This window comes from Mycobacterium attenuatum, from assembly GCF_900566085.1.
Classification (GTDB): Bacteria; Actinomycetota; Actinomycetes; order Mycobacteriales; family Mycobacteriaceae; genus Mycobacterium; species Mycobacterium attenuatum.
Genome location: NZ_UPHT01000014.1, coordinates 1 through 20,229, shown reverse-complemented (window position 1 = coordinate 20,229; position 20,229 = coordinate 1). Strand labels below are relative to the sequence as shown.

Below are 20,229 nucleotides of genomic sequence, written 5' to 3'. Positions count from 1 at the left end.
TCCTACCGCCAACGCACCCGACCCGGCCAACTTGACCCCGACCATCCCAACGACCATCCTCAATAACGCGCCACGGTGGTCCCATCCCCCTGGCAATCAGGTGGTCCCATCACCCTGGCAAGCGACAGATCGAGTGCGAGGTTCGAAATCATCACCGCGTGTTAATGAGGCCGGGCCGATCTGTTCCCAACGCTGAAAGTATGCGCCGAGATCACGCAGGGTTGGCGCGGTACGTGATGGACGTTCTTACAGCGAGCACGGGTGGGTCCATCTCGCGGTGTCGCCATCGCGGCAGACGAATGGGCTGCGACAGATCGGCGATCCGGGATTCACACGAGCCACCTCGGGCCACAAGCAAGGACGCTGCTGGCCTAGCCGGCGGGCTCAGCGGAGTCTGGTTCCGGCCGTCGCCTCTTTCACAGTGATCTCTGGCTGGCCCGGTGCATAACTTGCCCATCTACGCGCGAAAAACAAAGGTGCGCAACCAATTGTCGCTCCGAGCGGTCATGGGCTGCGCCCCGGGCGCGGGAAGGTGCAAATCGCAATGCTTGCGGTTGGATCGGCCGCTCACGGCGCCGAGTGTGCGCTCACGGCGCCGAGTGTGCGCTCACGGCGGCCGATCGCGGCGCTTCCCGCCCTACATACACGGTCAAAGCCTTGAGCGCACAGTCGATACGGCGGCATGACAGCCGATTCGGTAATGCACCGGGAGACATCCCCATACGTCCGCCATTGCAAGAGATTTGAGCGACGGTGCGGTATCGGCATGCTGAAAACCGAGCCAGGTGCCGAAAGCAAGGCCAGGCGGCCAAACCTGCGCACGAGGACGTCGTTGACCAGCAGCATGAAGGATTCCGAGTGAGGCGGGCAACACGAGACCCCCAGCCTTCTGGAGGCTGATGAGGCTGATGTAGCTGGTGTGGCTGATAGGAAAGTCGCAGTCACGTCAGCGTCGTCCGCGTCTCCGGCAGCTGCGCGATCTGTGACTCGACGCGGCCCGGCAAGCCGAATGAGTATCGGGCAGATCGTCGCGGCCACCCCACCGAACCGGCCGCCGACCGACGCATACTCCGAAAACCCCGAGCCGTAGCCGCTGAAATGCTACAGCCGCATGAGCCGACAAGGCGTGACCTCCACGGGCCGATTGCCGAGGCTAATCGCCGGTGCGCTCGAACCTTTCGTCAAACTCGATGCTGAGGGTGCACGACTTGGTCTGTTCGTGATGACCGTGCGCGGTGAGCAGCATGATCGGATCCTGGGGCGGCTGGGGCAGGGTGAACTCCGCGGTGTCTTTGACCGGCGTCGTGTCGCCGCCGGCGCACGTTGCTTCCCGCTCGGTCGCCAGAATCCAGCTCCTGCTGCTGAATACCAGTGGCTTGGAACCGTCCGGTGGCGCGTGGAAAAAGCTCATGCACCGCTCACCGGTGCGCAGACAGTCGGTGCGGACGGCCCAGTCGTATTGCTTGGGTGTCGCGCCGTTGGCCCATTTGACCGTGTCGTGGTAACGGCCGTGCAGCGCCTCGGCCGGCGACACCACCCGCGGCACCTGGCTCGCCGGATCGGCCACGGCGTTGACGTCGACGTCTCCGGTCCGGGTGAAGGTCACCGCCTTCTTGATCGCACACCCGTTGGCGCTGGTCTTGCTGAATTCGCCGGAAAGTGTGCCGTCCGGCCGCGGTTGCAGTATCAAGACCACCCAGAATTCGGCGTTGACGTCCTGGCAGGTGGCCGTGGTGAGACCCACCGACACCCAGTGTCCGCCGACGTCGTCGAACACCATCGTCGCCAACGAGGTGGTCTCGCCGCCCAGGCGTGCTGCCGTGGCCACGCAGCCGGTGGGGCGGCACACCGAGCGCACCCCCCAGGTGGTCGTCGAGGCCGTCGCACCCGGGATGGCGAGGCCATCCAGGCCGGGGCCGGTGGCCGCGTCGTAGTCGCCCCGGTAGGTCCCGGTGAACGGACCGGCGCTGGCCGCCGCGGCGCTCGGCGGCGCGCTTGCGGGTCTGCGGCCCTGGTTGCCGGATAGCTTGACGGCCGCGAGAACGCCGGCCGCGCCGAGCACCACGACGGCAGCCAGCGCGGCAACAAGGACCCGGCTGCGTCGTGCCGGGCGCTTGCCGACGGGTTCGGCACTCGGTGGCGCAAACGCCGCACGCGTCGGCGCCAGCTGGGTGTCCTGGCTGCTCGGCCCGGAGCCAGCCAGCGTCAGCGCGCAACCGGACCCCAGCTGCTCGGTGAACTCACGGCAATGGGCGAACCGCTCGGCCGGCTTCTTGGCCATCGCCCTGGCGAATACCGGGTCCAGGCGCGCCAGTTCGGGACGGCGCTCGCCGATCGGCGGCGGCGGGGCCATGACATGTTTGGTGATGACGGCCGCGGCGCTGGGCGACTCGTAGGGCTGGGTGCCGCTGAGCATGTGAAAAGCGGTGCAGGCCAACGCATATTGATCGGCGCGCCCGTCGATCGGCTCGCCCATGAGCTGCTCGGGCGCAGCGTAGGCGACCGTGCCGATGGCGAAGTTGGTGGCGGTCAGACCCGCGGTGTCGTCGACCGGCCGGGCAATGCCGAAGTCGGCCAAGAACACCCGTTGGGTCTCCGACCCGGGATCGGCGATGAGGATGTTGGCCGGTTTGACGTCACGATGCAGCAGACCGCGCTGGTGTGCATAATCCAATGCCGATCCCACCGCGGTGATGATCGGCGCCGCCAGCTCCAGCGGCATGCCGCGGGGATAGTGGTCGCGCAGCAGCTTGGCCGCATCGGTGCCCGCGACGAAGTCCATGGAAATCCAGAACTGGCCGGCGGATTCGCCGCGGTCGTGGATGCCGAGGATGTTGGGATGCCAAAGGCTGGCGGCGATCTCGGCCTCGCGGACGAACCTGGCGCGGTACTGCGGGTCGGTGGTGAGCTCAGCCGGGAGCACCTTGAGCGCGTCGCGGCGCGGCAACCGCGGATGCTGGGCCAGATACACCGTGCCCATGGCGCCCGCGCCCAACACCCGCAGGATGGTGTATCCCGCGAACACCTCGCCCACCGCGAGCGGCATGGGCACATGGTAGGTCGGCGATTTCGGTCATCGAGGTCAATTCGACGGAAGCGGGCGAAATACCGCTAGCACCCGATACTTGGCGCTGAAGCTGGCCTTGTCGTATTCCTCCCCGACTTCACCGTCGTGCGCGACGACGGTGGGTCCGTCAACGACAGTGAAACTGAACTCCGGCGCTTGCAGTTCGTGGTAGAGCGGGCTGCGTTGCAGACGGCCCAGCGCCAGCGCTCCCAGAATCCGCACGGTCGCCAGCCGCCGGCCGGTTTCGAGGATGCGGACGTCGATCAGGCCGTCATCCATGCGGGTACGCCGCGCCGGGGCGAATCCGGTGGGCAGGTATACCGAGTTGCCCAGGAAGAATAACGACGTGTGCACGGTCTTGTTGTCGTAGCTGATGCGGACCGGCTGGTCGTTGCGCAGCGTGTGCAACATCGCATAGATGCTGGCCAGCGGTTTGCCGATGCGCCTCTCCAGCTTTTCGCGGTGCCGGACGAAGGCGGGGTACGCGCCGATGCTGGCGTTGTTGACCACCATCCGGCTTTCGTTGAGGCACACCAGGTCGACGCAGGCCACGCTGCCCGTCCGGATCGCCTCGACGGTCTTGGCCACGGTGTCGCACCCGATGTCCTTAGCGAAATGGTTGAACGTCCCCGCGGGAAACACCGCCAGCGGGAGCCCGGCATGGTAGGCGACCGCCGCGGCGGCCGACACCGTGCCATCCCCTCCGCCGACGGCCAGCACCTCGGCGCGCCCGGCCGCGTCACGCAGTGCCTGTTCCGGGTCGTCGTCGGGGCCCAGCTCGACGATCTCGGCTTGCGGCAGCTCGGCACGGATCTCGTCGAGCACCCGGGCCCCGTTACCGCCGCCCGATGCCGGGTTGATCACCAGGACGACTCCGGCGCCCTCGGGTCGTGGCGGGGTCTCGATCCGCAGCGGTTCGGTAGCCGGCAACCTGGTCTCGACGATCGGTGGCACCAGCCGCCCGCCCAGCACCGCGATGCCGGCGCCGATGCCGAAGCCGGCGAGGACGTCGCCCGGGTAATGCGCTCCAGTCGCCACCCGGGACAGTCCCACCAGGCCGGCCAGCAGTGACAGAGCGAATCCCAGCGGCGGATTCTCCAGTCCGACCCCGATGGCGAACGCGGCCGCGCTGGCCGAGTGCCCGGACGGCAGCGAGTTGGATGTCGGGCGGCGGCGCACCCGTCGCACCAGGGGTACCGAGCCGGCGAGGGGACGTGGGCGCCGCCGGATTCGCTTGGCAACCTGATTGGTCACCAGGCTGGTGACTGCCAGCGTCATGACACCGCGTACCGCGCCGCGCTGCGCCGCAGGCCTTTTCGTGGCAAGCAGGGCGCCGGCGATGGCCAGCCACAGCTTGGAGTGGTCGGCCGCCCGGGTCAGCGGCGGCATGACCGAATCGAGCAGCGGCGTCTGCGCCTCGGCGATCACGGCGAACAGTTCCCGATCCAGGCTGCCCAGACCGCGGGTGATCTGCTTGATGCTTCGCGCGCGCTGCCGGGGCCACGTGTTCATTCGACCCACGGTAACGCGGCTCACCGCGAGCGAATCGGGTCGTTGGGATGTGGGCTCAGCGGCGTGGTCTCGATGGTCATCCATCCCGACAGCGGCAGCGATTCCAGGATGGCCATCAGCTCGCCGGGATCGCGGGCTCGCCACAGCCCCACCATGCGCGGGCCGTCCGGCCCGTCGGGCAGCGTCCAGAGCCGCACCAGGTGTCCGCCCTCGGCCAGGTCACGCGCGCGGCGGGCCTGGCGCGCCGCCGCGTCGTCGACGACCTGTGCCGCCGTGCCCGGCGGCACCGTGAGGGTCATGGCGATCAAGAACTCCGGCCCCTTACCGGGCCGCGGAGTTATCCCCGCGGCCGGCGGGTCGTCGGGATGACCGTAGAGCGCCGTGACCTCGTCGGTGCGCCAGATCCACAGCGGCATCGACGCGAGCAGCTGCTCCAGTCGCTCGTCGTCGGCAGCGGCGAAAAGGCCGAGTGTGCGCCATTCACCTGGCCGCAGCGGCGGGCGCCACAGGCGAAGCAGGCTTCCCTGGGCCGCTAGCTCACGGGAATGCGCGGCCTCCCGAGCGCGGACGTCGTTGACCCGATCAAGGGACGTGCCGTCGGGAACGCAGGTGGTCATCGCGACCAGAAATTCCATGCTGTCTCCCGGGCACGCCGTGCTGAGGGCTTTGTGACGGTACCCCGGCGCGCGGCTCTCTAGAAGACGCGGACCCAGTCGACGAGCATCTCCTGAGGGTAGGTGCCGGCCGCCGGATCACCGCCACCGGAACCGCCGACGGCAAGGTTGAGAACCGGGAACATCGTGTAGTCAGGGTCGTTGAACGGCCACTCGCGGATGGGCTCGTCCAAGTTCTCGATACCGGTAGCCGCAACCGTGAAGTACGGCGGCATCCCGTCGGCGTAGTCCAGCCAGAAATACATGCCGCTCGGATTCCAGGTGACCCGCCAGTTGTGCCAGCCGCCGTCCACGCCGATCGGGCACGTCTCGAAGGCCGTGCCGTCCGGGTTCGCATGCACCGTCGTGCCCGACGGCCAGGTGCCGTTGCCGTACCACTCGATCAGGTCGACCTCGCCGCTGCGGCCTGGATCGTCATTGGACAGCCACCACGCGGGCCACATACCGGGCGCCAGGCAGTTGAACTTGATCCGGGCTTCCCACGTGGTCCCGATGCCGCCCCGCCACAGGCCATGGACCAAGCCGCCGAAGTATTCGTTGCCGTCCCGGGTGGCTCGCAACACCAGATTGGAGTTGCCGTCCAGGAACACGTTCTGGCGGCTGTCGCGGTACTGCCCCCAATATTGGGGCTGGTCGAACCCGACGGGGTTCCTGATCGGCGTCCGGTGGTTCGACACCGCCCACTTCGCCGGATTGGGGGCCGACCCGGCCGGGCCGTCGAACTCGTCGTGAAAGAGAAATCCACCGGTTGCCCCCGCGGCCGGGGCCAACGGCGCCGGACTCACCGGCGCGGCCGGAGGAGACGGGGCGGCCGGAGCAGACGGGACGGCCAGGGCTTTGGGGGCCGGGATCGCGGCCGCCAGCGCGCCGAATCCGGCCATCATCATCAATCGGCGACGGTCAATCTCGGGCATAAGCATGGGACGATAGCAGCTCACTTTGCCCCCTGCCGACTCTGGGGCGACGCGTCTTCGCTTTGCGTACCGCCCGGCGCGGTACGCGCGCGGGGCCATCGCCCGGTTGCACGCCGCGATCGCTATCCGCTGAAATGGCAAGCGGTCCAATGTCTCTCGTGGGCGGTCAGCGCCGTCTCGGTTCAGGCTCCGGACGGTTCGCTGATCTTGACCAGGGTCTTGCCGATGTTGGCCCCGGTGAACAGCCCGTTGAGGGCGTCGACACACGACTCGATGCCCTCAAAGATGGTCTGCCGGTGCTTGAGGCGCCCCTCGCTCTCCCACTGGCGCAAGTGGGCAAAAGCCACGTCGAAGCGACCCCACTGCTCGAGCGTGTTGAAACCCTGCATGAGCGCGCTCTTGGACAGCAGGTTGACGTAGTTGGCCGGGCCGGGGTGCTCGCCGGTCAGGTAGCTGGAGATGACGCCGCACAGCACCACCCGCGCATGGTGGGCCAACCGGCCCAGCACCGCGTCGAGGATGGGACCGCCGACGTTGTCGAAGTAGACGTCGACGCGCTGGGGGCAGTGCACTTGGAGCGCCACGGTCAGATCGTCGTTCCGGTAGTCGATGCACGCGTCGAATCCGAAGTCTTGGACCACCGCCCGGCACTTCTGCGGCCCGCCGGCAATGCCCACCACCCGGGCTCCGGCGATCTTGGCGATCTGCCCGGCCACCGATCCGGTGGCACCCGCGGCCGCCGACACCACCACCGTCTCACCCGGCTTGGGCCGGCCGATGTCGGTCATCCCGAAGTAGGCGGTGGCCCCGGTCGGGCCATACACCGACATGATCGCCAGCTGGTCACTTTCGCCCGGGATAGGTGTGCTGAACACGTCGTCGCGAATGAGCACATACTCCTGGAAGCCAGTCAGCGTGGTGACGACGTTGCCGACAGTGTAAGCGTCGCAACGTGTTTCGACGACTTCGCCGATGCCGGCCGCGCGGATGACCTCGCCCAGCTGCACCGGCGGAAGATAGCCCGGCTGATCGTCCAGCCAGGTTCGCGCGGCCGCGTCGATACCTACATACGTGGTGCGCAGCAGCGCCTCACCCGGCGCAGGCCGGGGCGCAGGTGACGTGACGAGCTCGGTGTCGTCGGACTGCACCAGCCCGGTGGGACGGCGACGTAACACGATCTGACGGTTGGGCAGATCCGGCACGACGTCGAGCTTATTCGGGCCTATTCGGCACGGTCTCGTTATGGGAGCATCTGTGCATGAATCCAGAGGACGACCCAGAAGCCCGGATCCGCCAGCTCGAACAACCGCTGGCCGAGACCGCGCGCGTATCCGAACTGGGGAGTTCGCAGCCGCCCGACGGCTCCGCATACCAGGGCTACCCGCCGCCGGGCCCGGTGCCGCCACCGCCGATGCCGCCCCCGTACGGCTCACCGTACGACTCGACATATGGGTCGTACGGTTCGTACGGCTACCAATCGCCGTTTCCGGGCGCCACCCCGCGATCGTCGTCGGGCAACCGCCTCTTCTGGATTTTGGCCGCTGTCTTCGTGGTGGTGATCCTGGCGGTGGTCGGTGGCATCGTCGCCTATGCGGGAAGCCACATTTCGCGCACGTTGTCCACGTTGACGCCCACCTTTCCGACGATCAGCAGTGAGCCCACGACAATTCCGCCGCCCTCCGGCACCAAGACCCGGACACCGACTGCCGGCCCTTCGACGTCACCGGCGCCGCCGCCGGGCGGGAATCTGAGCGTCAGCGGCCTCGACGAGAACAAGACACTGGTCTGTAACGACAGCGTGGTCGAAATCAGCGGGATGTCCAATACGGTCGTCATCGCCGGCCACTGCGCAAGCCTGACCGTGTCCGGAATCGAGAACAAGGTCACCGTCGACGCCGTCGACACCATCGAGGCTTCGGGCATCAACAATCAGGTCACGTATCACTCGGGCTCGCCGAGGGTCAGCAAGTCCGGCAGCGGGAACGTCGTTCAGCAGGGCTGAGCAGTTACGCCGAGTCGCCGGCGGGATCGTCGAGGACACTGACCGCAATGCCGTAGGGCAGGAACCGAACTTTGCGCTTGGCGTCGGTGTTGTCCTTGTTGGCCCGCAGCGCATCCAGTTCGGTCGCATACACCTGTTCGACACGGGCACCGCCGTCGGCGTCGACGGTGTAAATGGCCCACACCCCGTCGCCGGCCTCGCCGGCCGTTTCCGGCGCCGAACGCCTGCGCCGCGCCAGATCTTCGAAAATCATCGACCACCCTGACCGGTCGCCGGGACTTCCGAGGAACCTGCTGATCCGCTCGAACGCGTCGCGCACACCCTCGCTGCCCTCCCTGATCACCCGATCGAAGTCGTCGGGGTCGAACCCGAACGGACCATTGCTGCCCACGCGACCTCCTCGAGAAACGTACGGTTACTGCCCAGTGTGCGGGCAGGCGAGTCCATTGGCTACCCGCCTACGGACCCGGCTCGGCCGGGGGCGGCGGTGGCGCCGGCGGGTAGATCGGAATCGGGATCGTGACGAACGGGACATGCAGGTACATCGTCGCGATGGGGCTCGGCGGGGGAGCCTCCACCACAGGTGCCGGCGCCGGCGCCGGCGCTGCCGGCGGCGTGGTAGCCGGGGCGGCCGGTGCCGGGGCCTGCTCGGCGGGAGGTTGCACCGGCGCCTGGCGGGTCGGAGCACGGCGAGGTGCCGGTGGCGGCGCCGCGTTGACCGCCGTTCGGGGCGGCTGGGCGACTACGGGTGGCGGTGCCGGCGGCGGGGCCGCCTCCGGTGGGGGCGCCTCCGGCGCAGAGCTAGGGGCCGGCACCTGCACCTGCGGTGGCGTCTCCGGTCCCGCCTGGACCGCGGGCGCGGAGGGCTTGTCAGAGGGTTTAGTGATGGCGCCCGCGGGCGGGCTGGGCCGCAGAGCAGCCGTCGGCCGGACATCGGAGGAGATCACCAGCCCGGCGGCCAGGGCTGCCGCCGCGGCCAGGGCGCTGCCGACCAGCCGCACCGGCCGGCGCCGCGGGGCGATCTCGTCATCATCCTCGTCGAGGGCGCTGTAGGCCAGGGCCTGCCGGCCGGGGTCGGCATGAGCGCTGACGTCCAGGTAGGTCGGGCTGAGGGCGCGCGGGTTCACTTCGCCGGTGCCCGGATCCAACGCATAGGCCAGCGCGGCCGTCGAGGACACGAAAAGCGGCGCATTCGCCGACGCCAGCGCCGCGCCGCGGGCCAGCGCCATGTCGGGTTCCTCGGGAACGCTCACGACCAGCGATGTCGCGGCCTCCAGCGCGGGTTTGACAGCGACGATGTCAACCCCGCAACCGATCACGAACACTCCGTCCGCCCGGGAGGCGGCAGTGTCGAGCCCGGCGATCATCGGCGCCAGTTCGGCCGCCACGGCGCTGTGAGTGCCGAGGGATTGCCGGTGCAGGTCGACGATGGAGCCGTCGGTGACGTCGACGACTGCCAGGGTGGCGCTGCCGGCCTCGACGAACAGCATCGCGATGTGCGCGTAGTCAAGCGCGGCGCCCACGGTCTGTGCCAGCGCGGCCGCGGCGAGCAGCGGCGAGACCAACATGACGTTTCCGATGTCGTGACCGGCAAGCTCGTTACGCAGCGCACCGGCGCCTCCGGGGTCGACCCACGTCACCCCGGTCGATATCAACTGATAGCCGCCCTCGGCGGCGCCCTGACGAGTGCCGATGATGGCGGCAATCGCCTCGGCGGCCACCGTCGAGTCCTGCCGGTGCGTGGGTACGGCGACCTCGAAGCCGTCTTCCTCGACGGTGGCACCGTCGGCGTTTTCGCCTTCGATCAGCACCAAGCGGACCGCCGAGGGCTCCATTGATACCCCAAGTACGATGTCCATCTGGCCCTCCCAGGCCATGTGGTAACTAGCCGTGGGGTCTAGGGCGGACGAGCGTACCGCGCCGGCCGCCGTCGACGATCCTCGCCATGTTGCTGGTGCGACTAGTTACGTCCAAATGCTGGCGCATATAAAGTTGTGCCCAACTCGGACACTACTCGCGTCCAGCAAGTCGCGGACCAGTTCTGGTTAAGCTCAAAGCTGAGCGCCTGCGCTCGGATCAGGACGCACCGGAGTTCGAGAACGGATTTTGCGGGCCCTGCGTCTGCGGGGCCGGGTTTTGCGGAGCCTGATTCACGGGCACCTGGATCGGTATCGGCACGGGCAGCAGCGGGACGTGCAACCACTCCGTCGTCATCTTCACCGTCGAGGGGGCGGTCGGTGCTTCAGTCGCGGTGTCCTCGGCCTCAGCCGTCGTGGTCGGCGGCGGCGTGGTTGTGGTCGTCATCGTGCTGGTCGGCCGGGGACTCGTGGTGGTGCTAAGCCGAGGCGCGATGGTCGTGGTCATCACCGGCGGCGCCGGCGTCGACGCCGGTGGCGGCGACACGACGGTGGGCGGGGCGGGTGCCGCATTGGGCACCGGCACCGAGGTGGGCGGCGGCTTCACCGGGCTGGGTGCCACCGAACTGGGACGCAGCGATACCGACGGCACCGGTAGCGGCACCGCGCTGGGCACCACCGGAGCCTGGCGCCGCTCGATGCCGGTCAGGGTGAATGCCACACCGCCGATCGCGGTCATCGCGACCACCGCGGAGAGACCGATCAGCAATTGGGAAACCCGCATCCGCCGCCATGGCGGATCTTTGGGACTCTCGATCACATTCAACCGCATCGACCAGCACGGGCCGTCCTCGTTGTACGAGTCGCCCTCGAACCGCACCGGCACGTCACCTGGGAAGTCCGTTTGTGACCAAGCCAGCTCGCGGTCGGTGGCCGCATCCTGGTCGATCACCATCACGTCACCGGCCGGCAACTCGATCAGGCCGGTACCGGATGCGACCGCAGCCCTGGCCATCAAGCCGATGGAAGTCCGGGTCCGCAAGTCCAGCTCTCGACCGCGGGTAGCCAGCAGCAGCGCTCCGGTCGCCGCCGCGCAGGCCGGCTGCGAAACCGTCAGCACCGGAAGCCGGGTGTGGAACGAAAGACGTTGCGTGACAAGCGGAATATTGGCACCACCACCGACGGTGACCACTGCCGACAGGTCGGCCCAACTGGCCTTGTTGCGCGCCAGCATGTCGTCGAACGCGTAGATGAATCCGGTCAGCCGATCCTGGATCAGGTCTTCCAGGGTTTCGCGGGTGAGCCGGATCGTGCTGCTGGATCCTGGCAGCTCCGCAGCCAATTCAGTGACGCCGTCGGTGGATAACCGCTCCTTGGCCTCGCGGCACTGATCCTTGAGAAGGCCGAGTTGGGTGAGGGCGGCGGTGCCGGCCGACTCGATATCGTCGTGTCCGAGCAGGTCTATGGCATACAGTAGTATCTCCTGGTCGATTTGGTCACCGGAGAAATCCTCGTAACGCATTGTGGCGCTGACGGGTTCGAATTCAGAGTTGGTCTCCACCAGGGTGGCATACGAGGCAGAGCCACCGAAATCGAGCAAGCCGACCACGCCACCGGCCGGAATGGTCAGTTCTGCGTTAGCCGCCGTTATCGCCGCGATGGTGTCCGGGACCAGCTGCGGCGCCATGCCGCTGCGCACGAAACCGACATGTGTCCGCAGGCCGTTGCGCAGCGCTTGGATGGCTCCCGGTTTCCAGTGCGCCGGAACGGCTATCGCGATCTCCGACGAACTCGCGTCCGTGCCGGCGGCGACCACCATCGCGTCCAGCGCCTCGACCGTCAGCAGGTCCGGGTCATGCGCGGATCCGTCGGGAGACACCAGGGCAACCGAGTCACCGACGCGCTGCACAAAGCCACTTATCAAGGTGCCGGATTCGGCCACGCCCGGGTTATGGTCCAACACACCGATTTTCGGAGCGCAATGCGGATACAGGGTCAGCACTGCGCGACGTATGACCGGAGTGCTTCGGTGTGACGCCGCAACCAGGTTCGTGGTCCCGATCGACAACCCCAGCGGGTCGTACATAGACGGATACTTTCGTCGATAGGGTCGAAGGGCAGCGTCAACCATATCCGCGGGCACAGCGTATTGGGTTAACTCCCAACCTTATTGGTATACGGTCGATGCCGTGTCGTCACCGAAAAGGTACCGCCGCCGCCTTGACAGCCGGTACCGGGTCAGACCGCGGTAAGCGGCAGCGAACGCCTGGGCTGGAACTGAAAGCTCGAGCCGCCACTGATTTTGGTCACCAACACCTCCGGCAGTTCGGCCGTGGGCGCGTCGGTTTTCACCAGCTCGGCGGTCCATTCGGTGGTGGTCCCGCTGACGCCGACACCGACGTGCGGGTCGACCGCGGTGGCGATCGCCTGCAGCGGCTGCGCCGATTCGGGTGTGCACAGCGAAATCCACGCGGCGTCGTCGTGGGCCGGCGAGCGGCGCACCACTAGCCCGTCCCGCGTCGTCTGCGCCTCCACGTAGCCGGCGGGGTTGAACAGCGGATGCAATTCGAACACCCGCAATACGCCTTCGATACCGGCGGGGAGCGCCAATGCGCGGTGAATGCGCTCCGCGGCCAGCCCGGCTATCCCGGTCAACTGGCGGGTCCCGATCGACCGGGCCAGGCCCGCATCGGCACCGGCACGCTTGCGGACCGCCAGGGCGAACGACAGGTAGAGCAGCTGCATTTGCAGGCAGACTTCGTCGGCCATGCGTACCAGCGCCGAGCGGGAGAAGGCACCGAAGTCCACATCTGACAGCAGTGGACCGGTGTAGTCGGCCAGACCCTCGGCCACGGGATCAATAGCGTCTAATTCCCAAGTGGCAGCTCTAGATTGGCGGACAATGTCCAGCGCCGGGATACCCCGGACCTCGGGATGGGACCCGTCGATGACGACGCTCCACGCGCAGTGCGGCTGCCGATCGGACGGCACGCGTGGCGGTCGGTGGATGGGCCGAACCTGCGCGCGCGGGTTGGTCGCCACGGCCGTGGCGTCAAAGGTGGGGTCTTCGATGGTGTGGCACATGCCGATCACGTAGTCGTCGCCCATCGGCTCGACGTCGAGCAGCGCACCGCAGTGGTCGAGGCGGAATTCGCCGTGCCAGCGATCGTGGACCGTGTAGCGGAAGTCCATGAACTGCGGCGGTGCACCGATGTCGAGTTGCAGGCCCTTGAAGATGGTGGGTACGTCGTCGCCCTCGAAATTCAGCGCCTTCTGCATGCGCTTGGTGTAAATCGGGCTGGCGCCGGCCCACTCCTCGATGGCGACCTGCAGCATCTCCTCGCGCCCGAACGCCTGGATGCACCACGCCATACCGGAGCGGTCGATCAGCTGCCCGATCAACAGCAATTCGGGAACCAGGATTGTCAGCTGCGCGCGGGACAACCCCGCGTAGCGGGATCGGCTCATGCCCCGACGATAATGTCGGCGTCGAACGTGCTGCAATGGCGTGATGAACCCTGCAGACCTGGCAGCCCTGGCAGCGAATGTCGCGCATGTCGCCGATGTCAAGAATGTCGAAGCAATCAAGCGGATCAAGTACCGCTACCTGCGCGCGCTGGACACCAAACACTGGGACGACTTCGCCGGCACCCTGACCGAGGATGTGCGGGGCGACTACGGCTCGTCACTGGGCAAAGAATTGCACTTCGCCAACCGCGACGACGTCGTGGACTACATGCGCTCGGCGTTGGGACCCAACATCATCACCGAGCATCGGGTAACCCATCCGGAGATCACGGTGACCGGCGACACGGCGACGGGCAGCTGGTATCTGCAGGACCGCGTCATCGTCGCCGAAGCTAATTTCATGCTGATCGGCGCGGCGTTCTACCGCGACGAGTATCGGCGCACCGCCGACGGCTGGCGGATCAGCGCCACCGGCTACGACCGCACCTACGAGGCGACGATGTCGGTGGCGAACCTCGGGTTCACGGTGCGGCGCGGCCGCGCGATGGCCGATTAGCCGCCGCGCTACTTCGCGATCGCGATTACCGCACCGGGGCGCAACCAGCGGATGATCTGTACCAGCGTGGCATCGTCTATTGCCACGCACCCCTCGGTGGGCCCGCCGTCGGTGGTGTGGAAGAAAAATGCGGCGCCACCGCCGGGCATCTTGTTCTTGTTGACGCCCATCACCACCGCATGCTTGTACTGCGGGATCTGCAGATTCTCACTCTCGGCAGTATTGAACGGGCACTGGGCCTTCTGGCACACCTGCATGGTGTTGAAGGTGGGACTGTGGTCGTCTCCGCTCCACCAGTGGTTCGACCCAACTTGCGTATATGGAAGTCCGCCACCGGGATTGGGCGCCGTGCCGAAAGCCGAGTCGAGGCTGTACACGCCCATCGGGGTGGCCGGATAGCCGCTCTTGGCCTGCGGCGCCATACCCGCCGAACCGACATGGGTGGGTATCCCGGTCTTGAGTGGCTGCCAGCCGGCGGCGGTGCGCTGGTAGACATCCATCTTTGCGTTGGAGCCGCCGGTCGAGACCACCGAAACGACCTGGGTGGCATTGCCGACCGAGTTGGCGAACCACGGATTGCCCGCCGCGACCGTCACCGGCGCCAACCCCAGCGCCGCTCCGGCCAGGCAGACCGCAGCACTCAGTACAGCTCCCAATCGGTGCACCGTCTCATCGTCAAGGCGACGAAACGTCAGGGTCAAGTAAAGGTTTAATCCCGGTTGGGTGACGGTGCCGAGATCCTGCGAAAAGCACCGTGCCGCAAGGTTTGCCGGGCCTCGGCGAGCCGGGCCGGAGGGTCTGCTGTCATCGGCGCCGGACGAAATACCCACAGGCACACCAGGAAATACACGTATCCGAGCAACCATCCGGCGATCACATCCGAGGGATGGTGCACGTTCAAGGCCACCCGGGCCGTGCCCACCGTCAGCACACTCAGCGCCGCGACCGCGACCGCGACCGCTCGCGTGCGCCGGTTGTCCACCATCGGAAGCAGAAATGCCAGCAACGCAAGCACACTGGCCGTCAGTTCGAGTGCGTGCCCGGACGGAAACGAGGTCGACGGGGCGGCAACAAACTCGGTCACCGGTCGTGGCCGGCCGGCCAAGTACTTGGCAGCCGCGGTCACCAGCCCGTTGAGCGGCAAACAGACCAACAGCAACAGCGCCATCCGCACCTTGTGTTGCAACGCCGCAATCACCGCCACCGCCATGCCGACCAACCGCATGGGGATCGGTCCCAGCACAAAAGACACGACGACCCAGAAACTCACCCAGGCCGGATGTTTGATCCCCACGTCGTGCGCAGCGTTCAGCAATGACCAATCCAGGCCGTGCACCCAATACCAGCCCTGGCGGTGCCCCACCCACAGGACGCCGTAGCCGACGATCGCGGCCGCCGCAAGCAGGACGGCCAGGGTGGTAGGTCGGCGGATCATGATCAAGGGATACCAGGACTCGGTGCGGCCCGCCCGGGACGGCCTCATACTGGCCTCATGGCGGTGATATTTCGCAGGATGTTCGGTATCGGCAAGCTGCCCGCCGAGTTGCGGGAGCAGCTCCAAGCCGAAGGACTGATCTATCTCGAAGAGTATGTCGCGGTCACCAGGCGGTTCACCGGCGCAATTCCCGGTGTGCGGGCGTCGCACAGCATTGCCAGCTATCCGGGGGCGCTGGCATTCACCACGCAGCGGGTGCTGGGCACGTTGTCGTCGCTGCCCAAACTGGCCGGCCGGGCCATCGACGTGCGCTGGGACGCGGCGCAGACAGGCGCCGCAACCGCCGAGATCTCGCCGGCGGGGCTGCAACTCGATCTCGACGTCGCCGAGGTGGACCCGAGGTTCCACGGCCACCTGTCGCTGCACTTCAAGGCCGACATCGGCGAGGACGTGCTGGCTCGCCTGCCACTGCGGTCACTGGCCTTCGACGTGCCGTCCGAATACGTCTTCCGCGCGGTCGGAGTTACCTATAGTCCCTGATCAGGGCCCTATCTTTCTAAGATGACCTGATGGATGACCTGGTGAGCGCATTTGCGTACACCGCCGCCGAGCGGCAGGCGGTATATCGCGTGATCTCCGAACGTCGGGACATGCGCCGGTTCGTGCCCGGCAGCGTGGTGGCCGACGAGGTGCTGGCCCGGTTGCTGCACGCCGCACACGCCGCGCCCAGTGTCGGTCTGATGCAGCCGTGGCGGTTCATCCGGATCACCGATGACGCGCTGCGCAAAGACATCCACGCCCTCGTCGACGAGGAGCGCACGCAGACGGCTCATGCCTTGGGGGACCGGGCCGAGGAGTTTCTTGCGCTCAAGGTCGAGGGCATCCTCGAGTGCGCCGAACTGCTGGTGGTGGCCCTGTGCGACAACCGGGACGTGCACATCTTCGGCCGGCGCACGCTGCCGCAGATGGATCTGGCGTCGGTGTCGTGCGCGATCCAGAATCTGTGGCTGGCGGCTCGCTCGGAAGGGCTCGGCATGGGCTGGGTATCGCTGTTCGATCCGCAACGGCTGGCTGCCCTGCTTCAGATGCCGTCCGATGCCCAACCGGTGGCAGTGCTGTGTCTGGGCCCGGTACCGGAGTTTCCGCAGCGGCCGGCGCTGGAGTTGGACGGCTGGGCCGTCGCGCGGCCACTACCGGAGTTCGTCTGGGAGAACCGCTGGGCAAGGGCTTGAACTTCGCCGGTCCGGCCGGCACCGGGTATCGTCGCCGCCGCAAGCATGCTCGAGAGGTGATGGAAGATGACGGGTGAAAACCGAGGCCCTAAAGACTCCAAAGACAATGTGCTGATCGTGCATTGGCACGATTTGGGGCGCTATCTCGGTGTCTACGGCCACCCGGACGTCGTCAGTCCGCGACTGGACCAGCTTGCGGCCGAAGGGATCTTGTTCACCAGGGCGCATGCCACCGCGCCGCTGTGCTCGCCGTCGCGCGGATCGTTGTTCACCGGTCGCTACCCGCAAACCAATGGTCTGGTGGGGCTGGCCCACCACGGCTGGGAATACCGCGCCGGAGTCCGGACCCTGCCGCAGCTGCTGAGCGAACATGGCTGGTACTCGGCCCTTTTCGGGATGCAACACGAAACGTCCTACCCCGCGCGGCTGGGATTCGACGAATTCGACGTGTCGAACTCCTACTGCGAATACGTGGTCGAGAAGGTCCAGGAGTGGCTGCAGGACTGCGTGCCGGACCTTTCCGGCCAGCCGTTCCTGCTTACCGCTGGATTCTTCGAAACTCATCGGCCCTATCCCCACGACCGCTACGAACCGTCGGACAGCGCAGGTGTCGACGTTCCCGACTATCTCCCCGATACCCCCGAAGTGCGCCAGGACCTGGCCGATTTCTACGGGGCCATCACCACCGCAGACGCCGCGGTCGGCCGGATGCTGGACACGATGGCCGAAACCGGGCTCGACGCCAGCACCTGGGTGGTGTTCGTGACCGATCACGGCCCGGCGTTCCCGCGCGCCAAGTCCACGCTCTACGACGCCGGGACCGGGATCGCGATGATCGTACGTCCGCCCACCCGCCGGCTGATTGCACCGCGCGTTTACGACGAATTGTTCAGCGGTGTCGACCTGCTACCCACGTTGCTGGGGCTGCTGGGTGTCGACATCCCGGCCGACGTCGACGGTCTGTCACATGCGCATGCGTTGACGTCCGACACGCGCGACGAGCCGGTCCGCGACCAGGTTTACACCACCAAGACCTACCATGACTCGTTCGATCCGATACGCGCAATCCGCACAAAGGAATTCAGCTATATCGAGAACTATGCGCCCCGCCCATTGCTTGATCTGCCGTGGGACATCGAGGAAAGCCCGTCCGGGATGGCCGTCGCACCGTTCGTCAAGTCGCTGCGGCCACAACGGGAACTCTACGATCTGCGCGCCGACCCCACCGAGACCACGAATCTGCTCACCGGTGATGCCGCTGCGAACGTTGATGAGGTTGCCGCGGACCTTGCTGTCCAACTTCATGATTGGCGGCAGCGCACCGGCGATGTGATCCCTTCGGACTTCGCCGGTACCCGCATCGCCGAGCGCTACACCGAAACGTATCTTCGGATCCACCGAACCACCCCGAGCAGCAGGTCGGCGATCGCTTCCGACCGGGGTATCGAGGAGCAATCTGAGCCGGCCAGTCAATAGCATGGTCCTCGGGCCGTGCCGCCGTATCGAATGTGCAGTGTTGGCTCTGAGTGTGACTGCAGGCATGGAACGTTCGCGGTCGATCCGCCCTGGTAGCGCACTCGACACCCTCAGCACACACTCGACGCCCTCAATACACAGCGACGACGGATATATCGCACGCCGGCGTATGGAACGGCGTCGACGTGGCCTGTACGAAACCCGAAACACGACACGCGCCGACGATCCCGACGGCCGATTCGGCTTCGCCAAGGCTCAGGAACCGCGGCGCGCTCCCCCGACCTCCGCGACGATGAACAGCCGGCGGAACGGGAAAATGGTCGTACCGTCCGCCCTTGGCGGATAGGCATCGTCCAGCAGCGGAATCAGCTCCTGGCGGAACTGCTCCCACCCCGCGTCGTCCAGCCTTTCCCGGACCGGAACCAGCGCGGTACCGGTAATCCATTCCAGCACCGGGTGCTCACCGGTGAGCTGGTGCAGATAGGTGGTCTCCCACGCGTCGACCTTGCATCCGGCGTCTATCAGCAGATTCGCGTAGTGCGCCGGCGGTTGCACCACCGCACCTACCCGAAAGGGTATGTCGCGAAGGAGCTTTGCGTAGGGTTCCCGCCGCGCCAGCGTCCGCACCACGGCGTGCGACGGGGTGTCGAAATTTCCCGGTACCTGCACCGCGATCCAGGATCCGGCTGCCAGCTCGCCGGCCCAGCGCACCAGCAGCTCGGCATGTTCGGGCACCCAGTGCAGTGCCGCATTGCTGACCACCACGTCGGTGTCGGGCCGGGGCTTCCAGTTCCGCACGTCGCAGGCCGTGGCGTCGATCCCGCGTTCTCGGGCGGCGGCGACCATTTCCGGTGAGCTGTCCAGCGCTTCGATCGTCGCCTCGGGCCAGCGTCGCGCCAGATGCCGCGTCAGGTGGCCCGGCCCGCAGCCGAGGTCGACCACCCGGCGCGCCCTCTTGGCGCCCACCCGAGACATCAAGTCGTAGAACGGACGGCCGCGATGGTCCGCGAAGGCCAGGTAGACGTCGGGATCCCACATGTCGGTCCTTACCTTTCTTGAAGGGTGGTCGTTGCCCTCGGCCGTAGGCTTCGAACTGCCCGGGGACGTCGGGTATGGCTTTCATGTGGTTGCTGTGTTTCATGGCCAGGAAGGATTGGCCGCCCGGCGTCCCGCGACGACTCGACCGCCAATTGAGAAATGCGATTTGATCGCTGTGTAAGGACACGTCGGCGTGGTCGTCGTTGGGTTGGGTAGGGATTACAACGATCACGGAGGTGGCTGTGAGGCAACAACTTTGGGCCGGTGTCGATGCCGGCAAAGCCGACCATCATTGCGTGGTCATCGATGTCGAGGGTGCGCGGCTGCTGTCGCAGCGCGTGGCCAACGACGAAACCGCCTTGCTGGAGCTGATCGATGCGGTAATGGCACTGGCCGACGGTGGTGACGTGACCTGGGCAATCGACCTGAACGCCGGTGGGGCCGCGTTGCTGATCACCTTGCTCATCGCTTCCGAGCAGCGGCTGCTCTACATTGCCGGCCGCACTATCTATCACGCCTCGGCCGGTTACCGCCGCGACGGTAAAACCGACGCCAAAGACGCCGCCGTCATCGCCGACCAGGCCCGGATGCGTCGCGACCTGCAACCGCTGCGATCCGGCGATGACATCGCCGTCGAGCTGCGCATCCTGACCACTCGGCGCACCGATCTGGTCACCGACCACACTCGGGCAATCAACCGGCTGCGCGTCCAGCTGCTCGAATACTTCCCCGCCCTGAAACGCGCCTTCGACTACAGCAGCAGCAGCAAGGCCGCACTGATCCTGCTGAGCGGCTACCAAACCCCCGACGGGCTGCGCCGTACCGGTACTGCCCGACTGACAACCTGACTTGCTCAACACAAGGCCCGCAACGCCTCTGCTACCGCAACCAAAGCAACCCAGGCCGCCAACGCCCAGCACACCACCGTGCGCGGCCAAAACCTCGCCGCCACCATGGTCGCTGGCTTGGCTAAGGAGATGATGACCCTCGACACCGAGA

Annotated in this window: 18 protein-coding genes; 6 read left to right on the top strand and 12 right to left on the bottom strand. The window is 66.8% G+C overall.

The genetic code is table 11. The annotated features are described in order from the left end of the window. Positions 1-1,153: 1,153 nt before the first annotated feature. The 5 genes from EET13_RS31125 to EET13_RS02385 all read right to left on the bottom strand — a co-directional run bounded on the left by EET13_RS31125 (position 1,154) and on the right by EET13_RS02385 (position 7,369). Positions 1,154-3,046 carry a serine/threonine-protein kinase gene (locus EET13_RS31125; RefSeq protein ID WP_122440791.1) on the bottom strand — a complete coding sequence of 631 codons (1,893 nt, stop codon included), beginning with the start codon at positions 3,044-3,046 and terminating at the stop codon, positions 1,154-1,156. A 36-nt stretch (positions 3,047-3,082) separates the two neighbouring features. Continuing rightward, positions 3,083-4,579, bottom strand: coding sequence for a bifunctional phosphatase PAP2/diacylglycerol kinase family protein (locus EET13_RS02400; protein ID WP_122440790.1), 1,497 nt, complete (start codon positions 4,577-4,579; stop codon positions 3,083-3,085). A gap of 20 nt (positions 4,580-4,599) precedes the next feature. Beyond that, positions 4,600-5,214, bottom strand: coding sequence for a muconolactone Delta-isomerase family protein (locus EET13_RS02395; protein ID WP_122440789.1), 615 nt, complete (start codon positions 5,212-5,214; stop codon positions 4,600-4,602). A gap of 59 nt (positions 5,215-5,273) precedes the next feature. Continuing rightward, positions 5,274-6,173 carry a glycoside hydrolase family 16 protein gene (locus tag EET13_RS02390; RefSeq protein WP_122440788.1) on the bottom strand — a complete coding sequence of 300 codons (900 nt, stop codon included), beginning with the start codon at positions 6,171-6,173 and terminating at the stop codon, positions 5,274-5,276. Positions 6,174-6,349: 176 nt separating this feature from the next. After that, positions 6,350-7,369, bottom strand: a complete 1,020-nt coding sequence (locus EET13_RS02385; protein WP_122440787.1) for an NADP-dependent oxidoreductase — start codon at positions 7,367-7,369, stop codon at positions 6,350-6,352. A 56-nt stretch (positions 7,370-7,425) separates the two neighbouring features. Between EET13_RS02385 and EET13_RS02380 the strand changes: the two genes are divergently transcribed. Continuing rightward, a complete protein-coding gene (locus EET13_RS02380) occupies positions 7,426-8,169 on the top strand; it encodes a DUF3060 domain-containing protein (protein ID WP_122440786.1) in 744 nt (247 codons plus the stop codon). Between the two features lie 4 nt (positions 8,170-8,173). Here the strand turns inward: EET13_RS02380 and EET13_RS02375 are convergent, their stop codons facing one another. From EET13_RS02375 to EET13_RS02360, 4 genes are all read right to left on the bottom strand, one after another. Then, positions 8,174-8,560, bottom strand: a complete 387-nt coding sequence (locus tag EET13_RS02375) for a hypothetical protein (RefSeq protein WP_122440785.1) — start codon at positions 8,558-8,560, stop codon at positions 8,174-8,176. A gap of 67 nt (positions 8,561-8,627) precedes the next feature. After that, the gene (locus EET13_RS02370) at positions 8,628-10,028 is read right to left on the bottom strand and encodes a DUF7159 family protein (RefSeq protein ID WP_122440794.1); all 1,401 of its coding nucleotides are present in this window, start codon (positions 10,026-10,028) and stop codon (positions 8,628-8,630) included. 217 nt (positions 10,029-10,245) lie between these two features. Further along, entirely contained in the window at positions 10,246-12,111 is a 1,866-nt protein-coding gene (locus EET13_RS02365; protein WP_122440784.1) for an Hsp70 family protein, read from the bottom strand. 152 nt (positions 12,112-12,263) lie between these two features. Continuing rightward, positions 12,264-13,493 carry a hypothetical protein gene (locus EET13_RS02360; protein WP_122440783.1) on the bottom strand — a complete coding sequence of 410 codons (1,230 nt, stop codon included), beginning with the start codon at positions 13,491-13,493 and terminating at the stop codon, positions 12,264-12,266. A gap of 43 nt (positions 13,494-13,536) precedes the next feature. Between EET13_RS02360 and EET13_RS02355 the strand changes: the two genes are divergently transcribed. Beyond that, positions 13,537-14,049 (top strand): nuclear transport factor 2 family protein, encoded by a 513-nt coding sequence (locus EET13_RS02355; protein ID WP_122440782.1) that lies wholly within the window; start codon positions 13,537-13,539, stop codon positions 14,047-14,049. Between the two features lie 8 nt (positions 14,050-14,057). Here the strand turns inward: EET13_RS02355 and EET13_RS02350 are convergent, their stop codons facing one another. Then, positions 14,058-14,714: a L,D-transpeptidase family protein gene (locus tag EET13_RS02350; RefSeq protein WP_122440793.1), complete on the bottom strand. Its 657-nt coding sequence runs from the start codon at positions 14,712-14,714 to the stop codon at positions 14,058-14,060. A gap of 44 nt (positions 14,715-14,758) precedes the next feature. Beyond that, a complete protein-coding gene (locus EET13_RS02345) occupies positions 14,759-15,484 on the bottom strand; it encodes a phosphatase PAP2 family protein (RefSeq protein ID WP_122440792.1) in 726 nt (241 codons plus the stop codon). Between the two features lie 57 nt (positions 15,485-15,541). On the opposite strand from EET13_RS02345, the gene EET13_RS02340 reads away from it, so the two are divergent. The 3 genes from EET13_RS02340 to EET13_RS02330 all read left to right on the top strand — a co-directional run bounded on the left by EET13_RS02340 (position 15,542) and on the right by EET13_RS02330 (position 18,192). Then, complete coding sequence (locus EET13_RS02340; protein ID WP_122440781.1) at positions 15,542-16,024, top strand: hypothetical protein; 483 nt, start codon at positions 15,542-15,544, stop codon at positions 16,022-16,024. A 29-nt stretch (positions 16,025-16,053) separates the two neighbouring features. Next, entirely contained in the window at positions 16,054-16,716 is a 663-nt protein-coding gene (bluB, locus tag EET13_RS02335; RefSeq protein ID WP_122440780.1) for a 5,6-dimethylbenzimidazole synthase, read from the top strand. 66 nt (positions 16,717-16,782) lie between these two features. Then, positions 16,783-18,192: a sulfatase family protein gene (locus EET13_RS02330; protein ID WP_122440779.1), complete on the top strand. Its 1,410-nt coding sequence runs from the start codon at positions 16,783-16,785 to the stop codon at positions 18,190-18,192. A gap of 255 nt (positions 18,193-18,447) precedes the next feature. Here the strand turns inward: EET13_RS02330 and EET13_RS02325 are convergent, their stop codons facing one another. Next, a complete protein-coding gene (locus tag EET13_RS02325) occupies positions 18,448-19,230 on the bottom strand; it encodes a trans-aconitate 2-methyltransferase (RefSeq protein WP_122440778.1) in 783 nt (260 codons plus the stop codon). A 242-nt stretch (positions 19,231-19,472) separates the two neighbouring features. Between EET13_RS02325 and EET13_RS02320 the strand changes: the two genes are divergently transcribed. Beyond that, entirely contained in the window at positions 19,473-20,078 is a 606-nt protein-coding gene (locus tag EET13_RS02320) for an IS110 family transposase (RefSeq protein WP_425294213.1), read from the top strand. Positions 20,079-20,229: the final 151 nt, after the last annotated feature.

What these genes read in the sequence shown, in the direction of transcription:
- bluB (WP_122440780.1), top strand. Translation starts at nt 16,054, where the DNA reads ATGGATGACCTGGTGAGCGCATTTGCGTACACCGCCGCCGAGCGGCAG.
- EET13_RS02345 (WP_122440792.1), bottom strand. Translation starts at nt 15,484, where the DNA reads ATGATCCGCCGACCTACCACCCTGGCCGTCCTGCTTGCGGCGGCCGCG.
- EET13_RS02395 (WP_122440789.1), bottom strand. Translation starts at nt 5,214, where the DNA reads ATGGAATTTCTGGTCGCGATGACCACCTGCGTTCCCGACGGCACGTCC.
- EET13_RS02365 (WP_122440784.1), bottom strand. Translation starts at nt 12,111, where the DNA reads ATGTACGACCCGCTGGGGTTGTCGATCGGGACCACGAACCTGGTTGCG.
- EET13_RS02360 (WP_122440783.1), bottom strand. Translation starts at nt 13,493, where the DNA reads ATGAGCCGATCCCGCTACGCGGGGTTGTCCCGCGCGCAGCTGACAATC.
- EET13_RS02400 (WP_122440790.1), bottom strand. Translation starts at nt 4,579, where the DNA reads ATGAACACGTGGCCCCGGCAGCGCGCGCGAAGCATCAAGCAGATCACC.
- EET13_RS02380 (WP_122440786.1), top strand. Translation starts at nt 7,426, where the DNA reads ATGAATCCAGAGGACGACCCAGAAGCCCGGATCCGCCAGCTCGAACAA.
- EET13_RS02325 (WP_122440778.1), bottom strand. Translation starts at nt 19,230, where the DNA reads ATGTGGGATCCCGACGTCTACCTGGCCTTCGCGGACCATCGCGGCCGT.
- EET13_RS02370 (WP_122440794.1), bottom strand. Translation starts at nt 10,028, where the DNA reads ATGGACATCGTACTTGGGGTATCAATGGAGCCCTCGGCGGTCCGCTTG.
- EET13_RS02390 (WP_122440788.1), bottom strand. Translation starts at nt 6,173, where the DNA reads ATGCTTATGCCCGAGATTGACCGTCGCCGATTGATGATGATGGCCGGA.
- EET13_RS02355 (WP_122440782.1), top strand. Translation starts at nt 13,537, where the DNA reads ATGAACCCTGCAGACCTGGCAGCCCTGGCAGCGAATGTCGCGCATGTC.
- EET13_RS31125 (WP_122440791.1), bottom strand. Translation starts at nt 3,046, where the DNA reads ATGCCGCTCGCGGTGGGCGAGGTGTTCGCGGGATACACCATCCTGCGG.
- EET13_RS02330 (WP_122440779.1), top strand. Translation starts at nt 16,783, where the DNA reads ATGACGGGTGAAAACCGAGGCCCTAAAGACTCCAAAGACAATGTGCTG.
- EET13_RS02340 (WP_122440781.1), top strand. Translation starts at nt 15,542, where the DNA reads ATGGCGGTGATATTTCGCAGGATGTTCGGTATCGGCAAGCTGCCCGCC.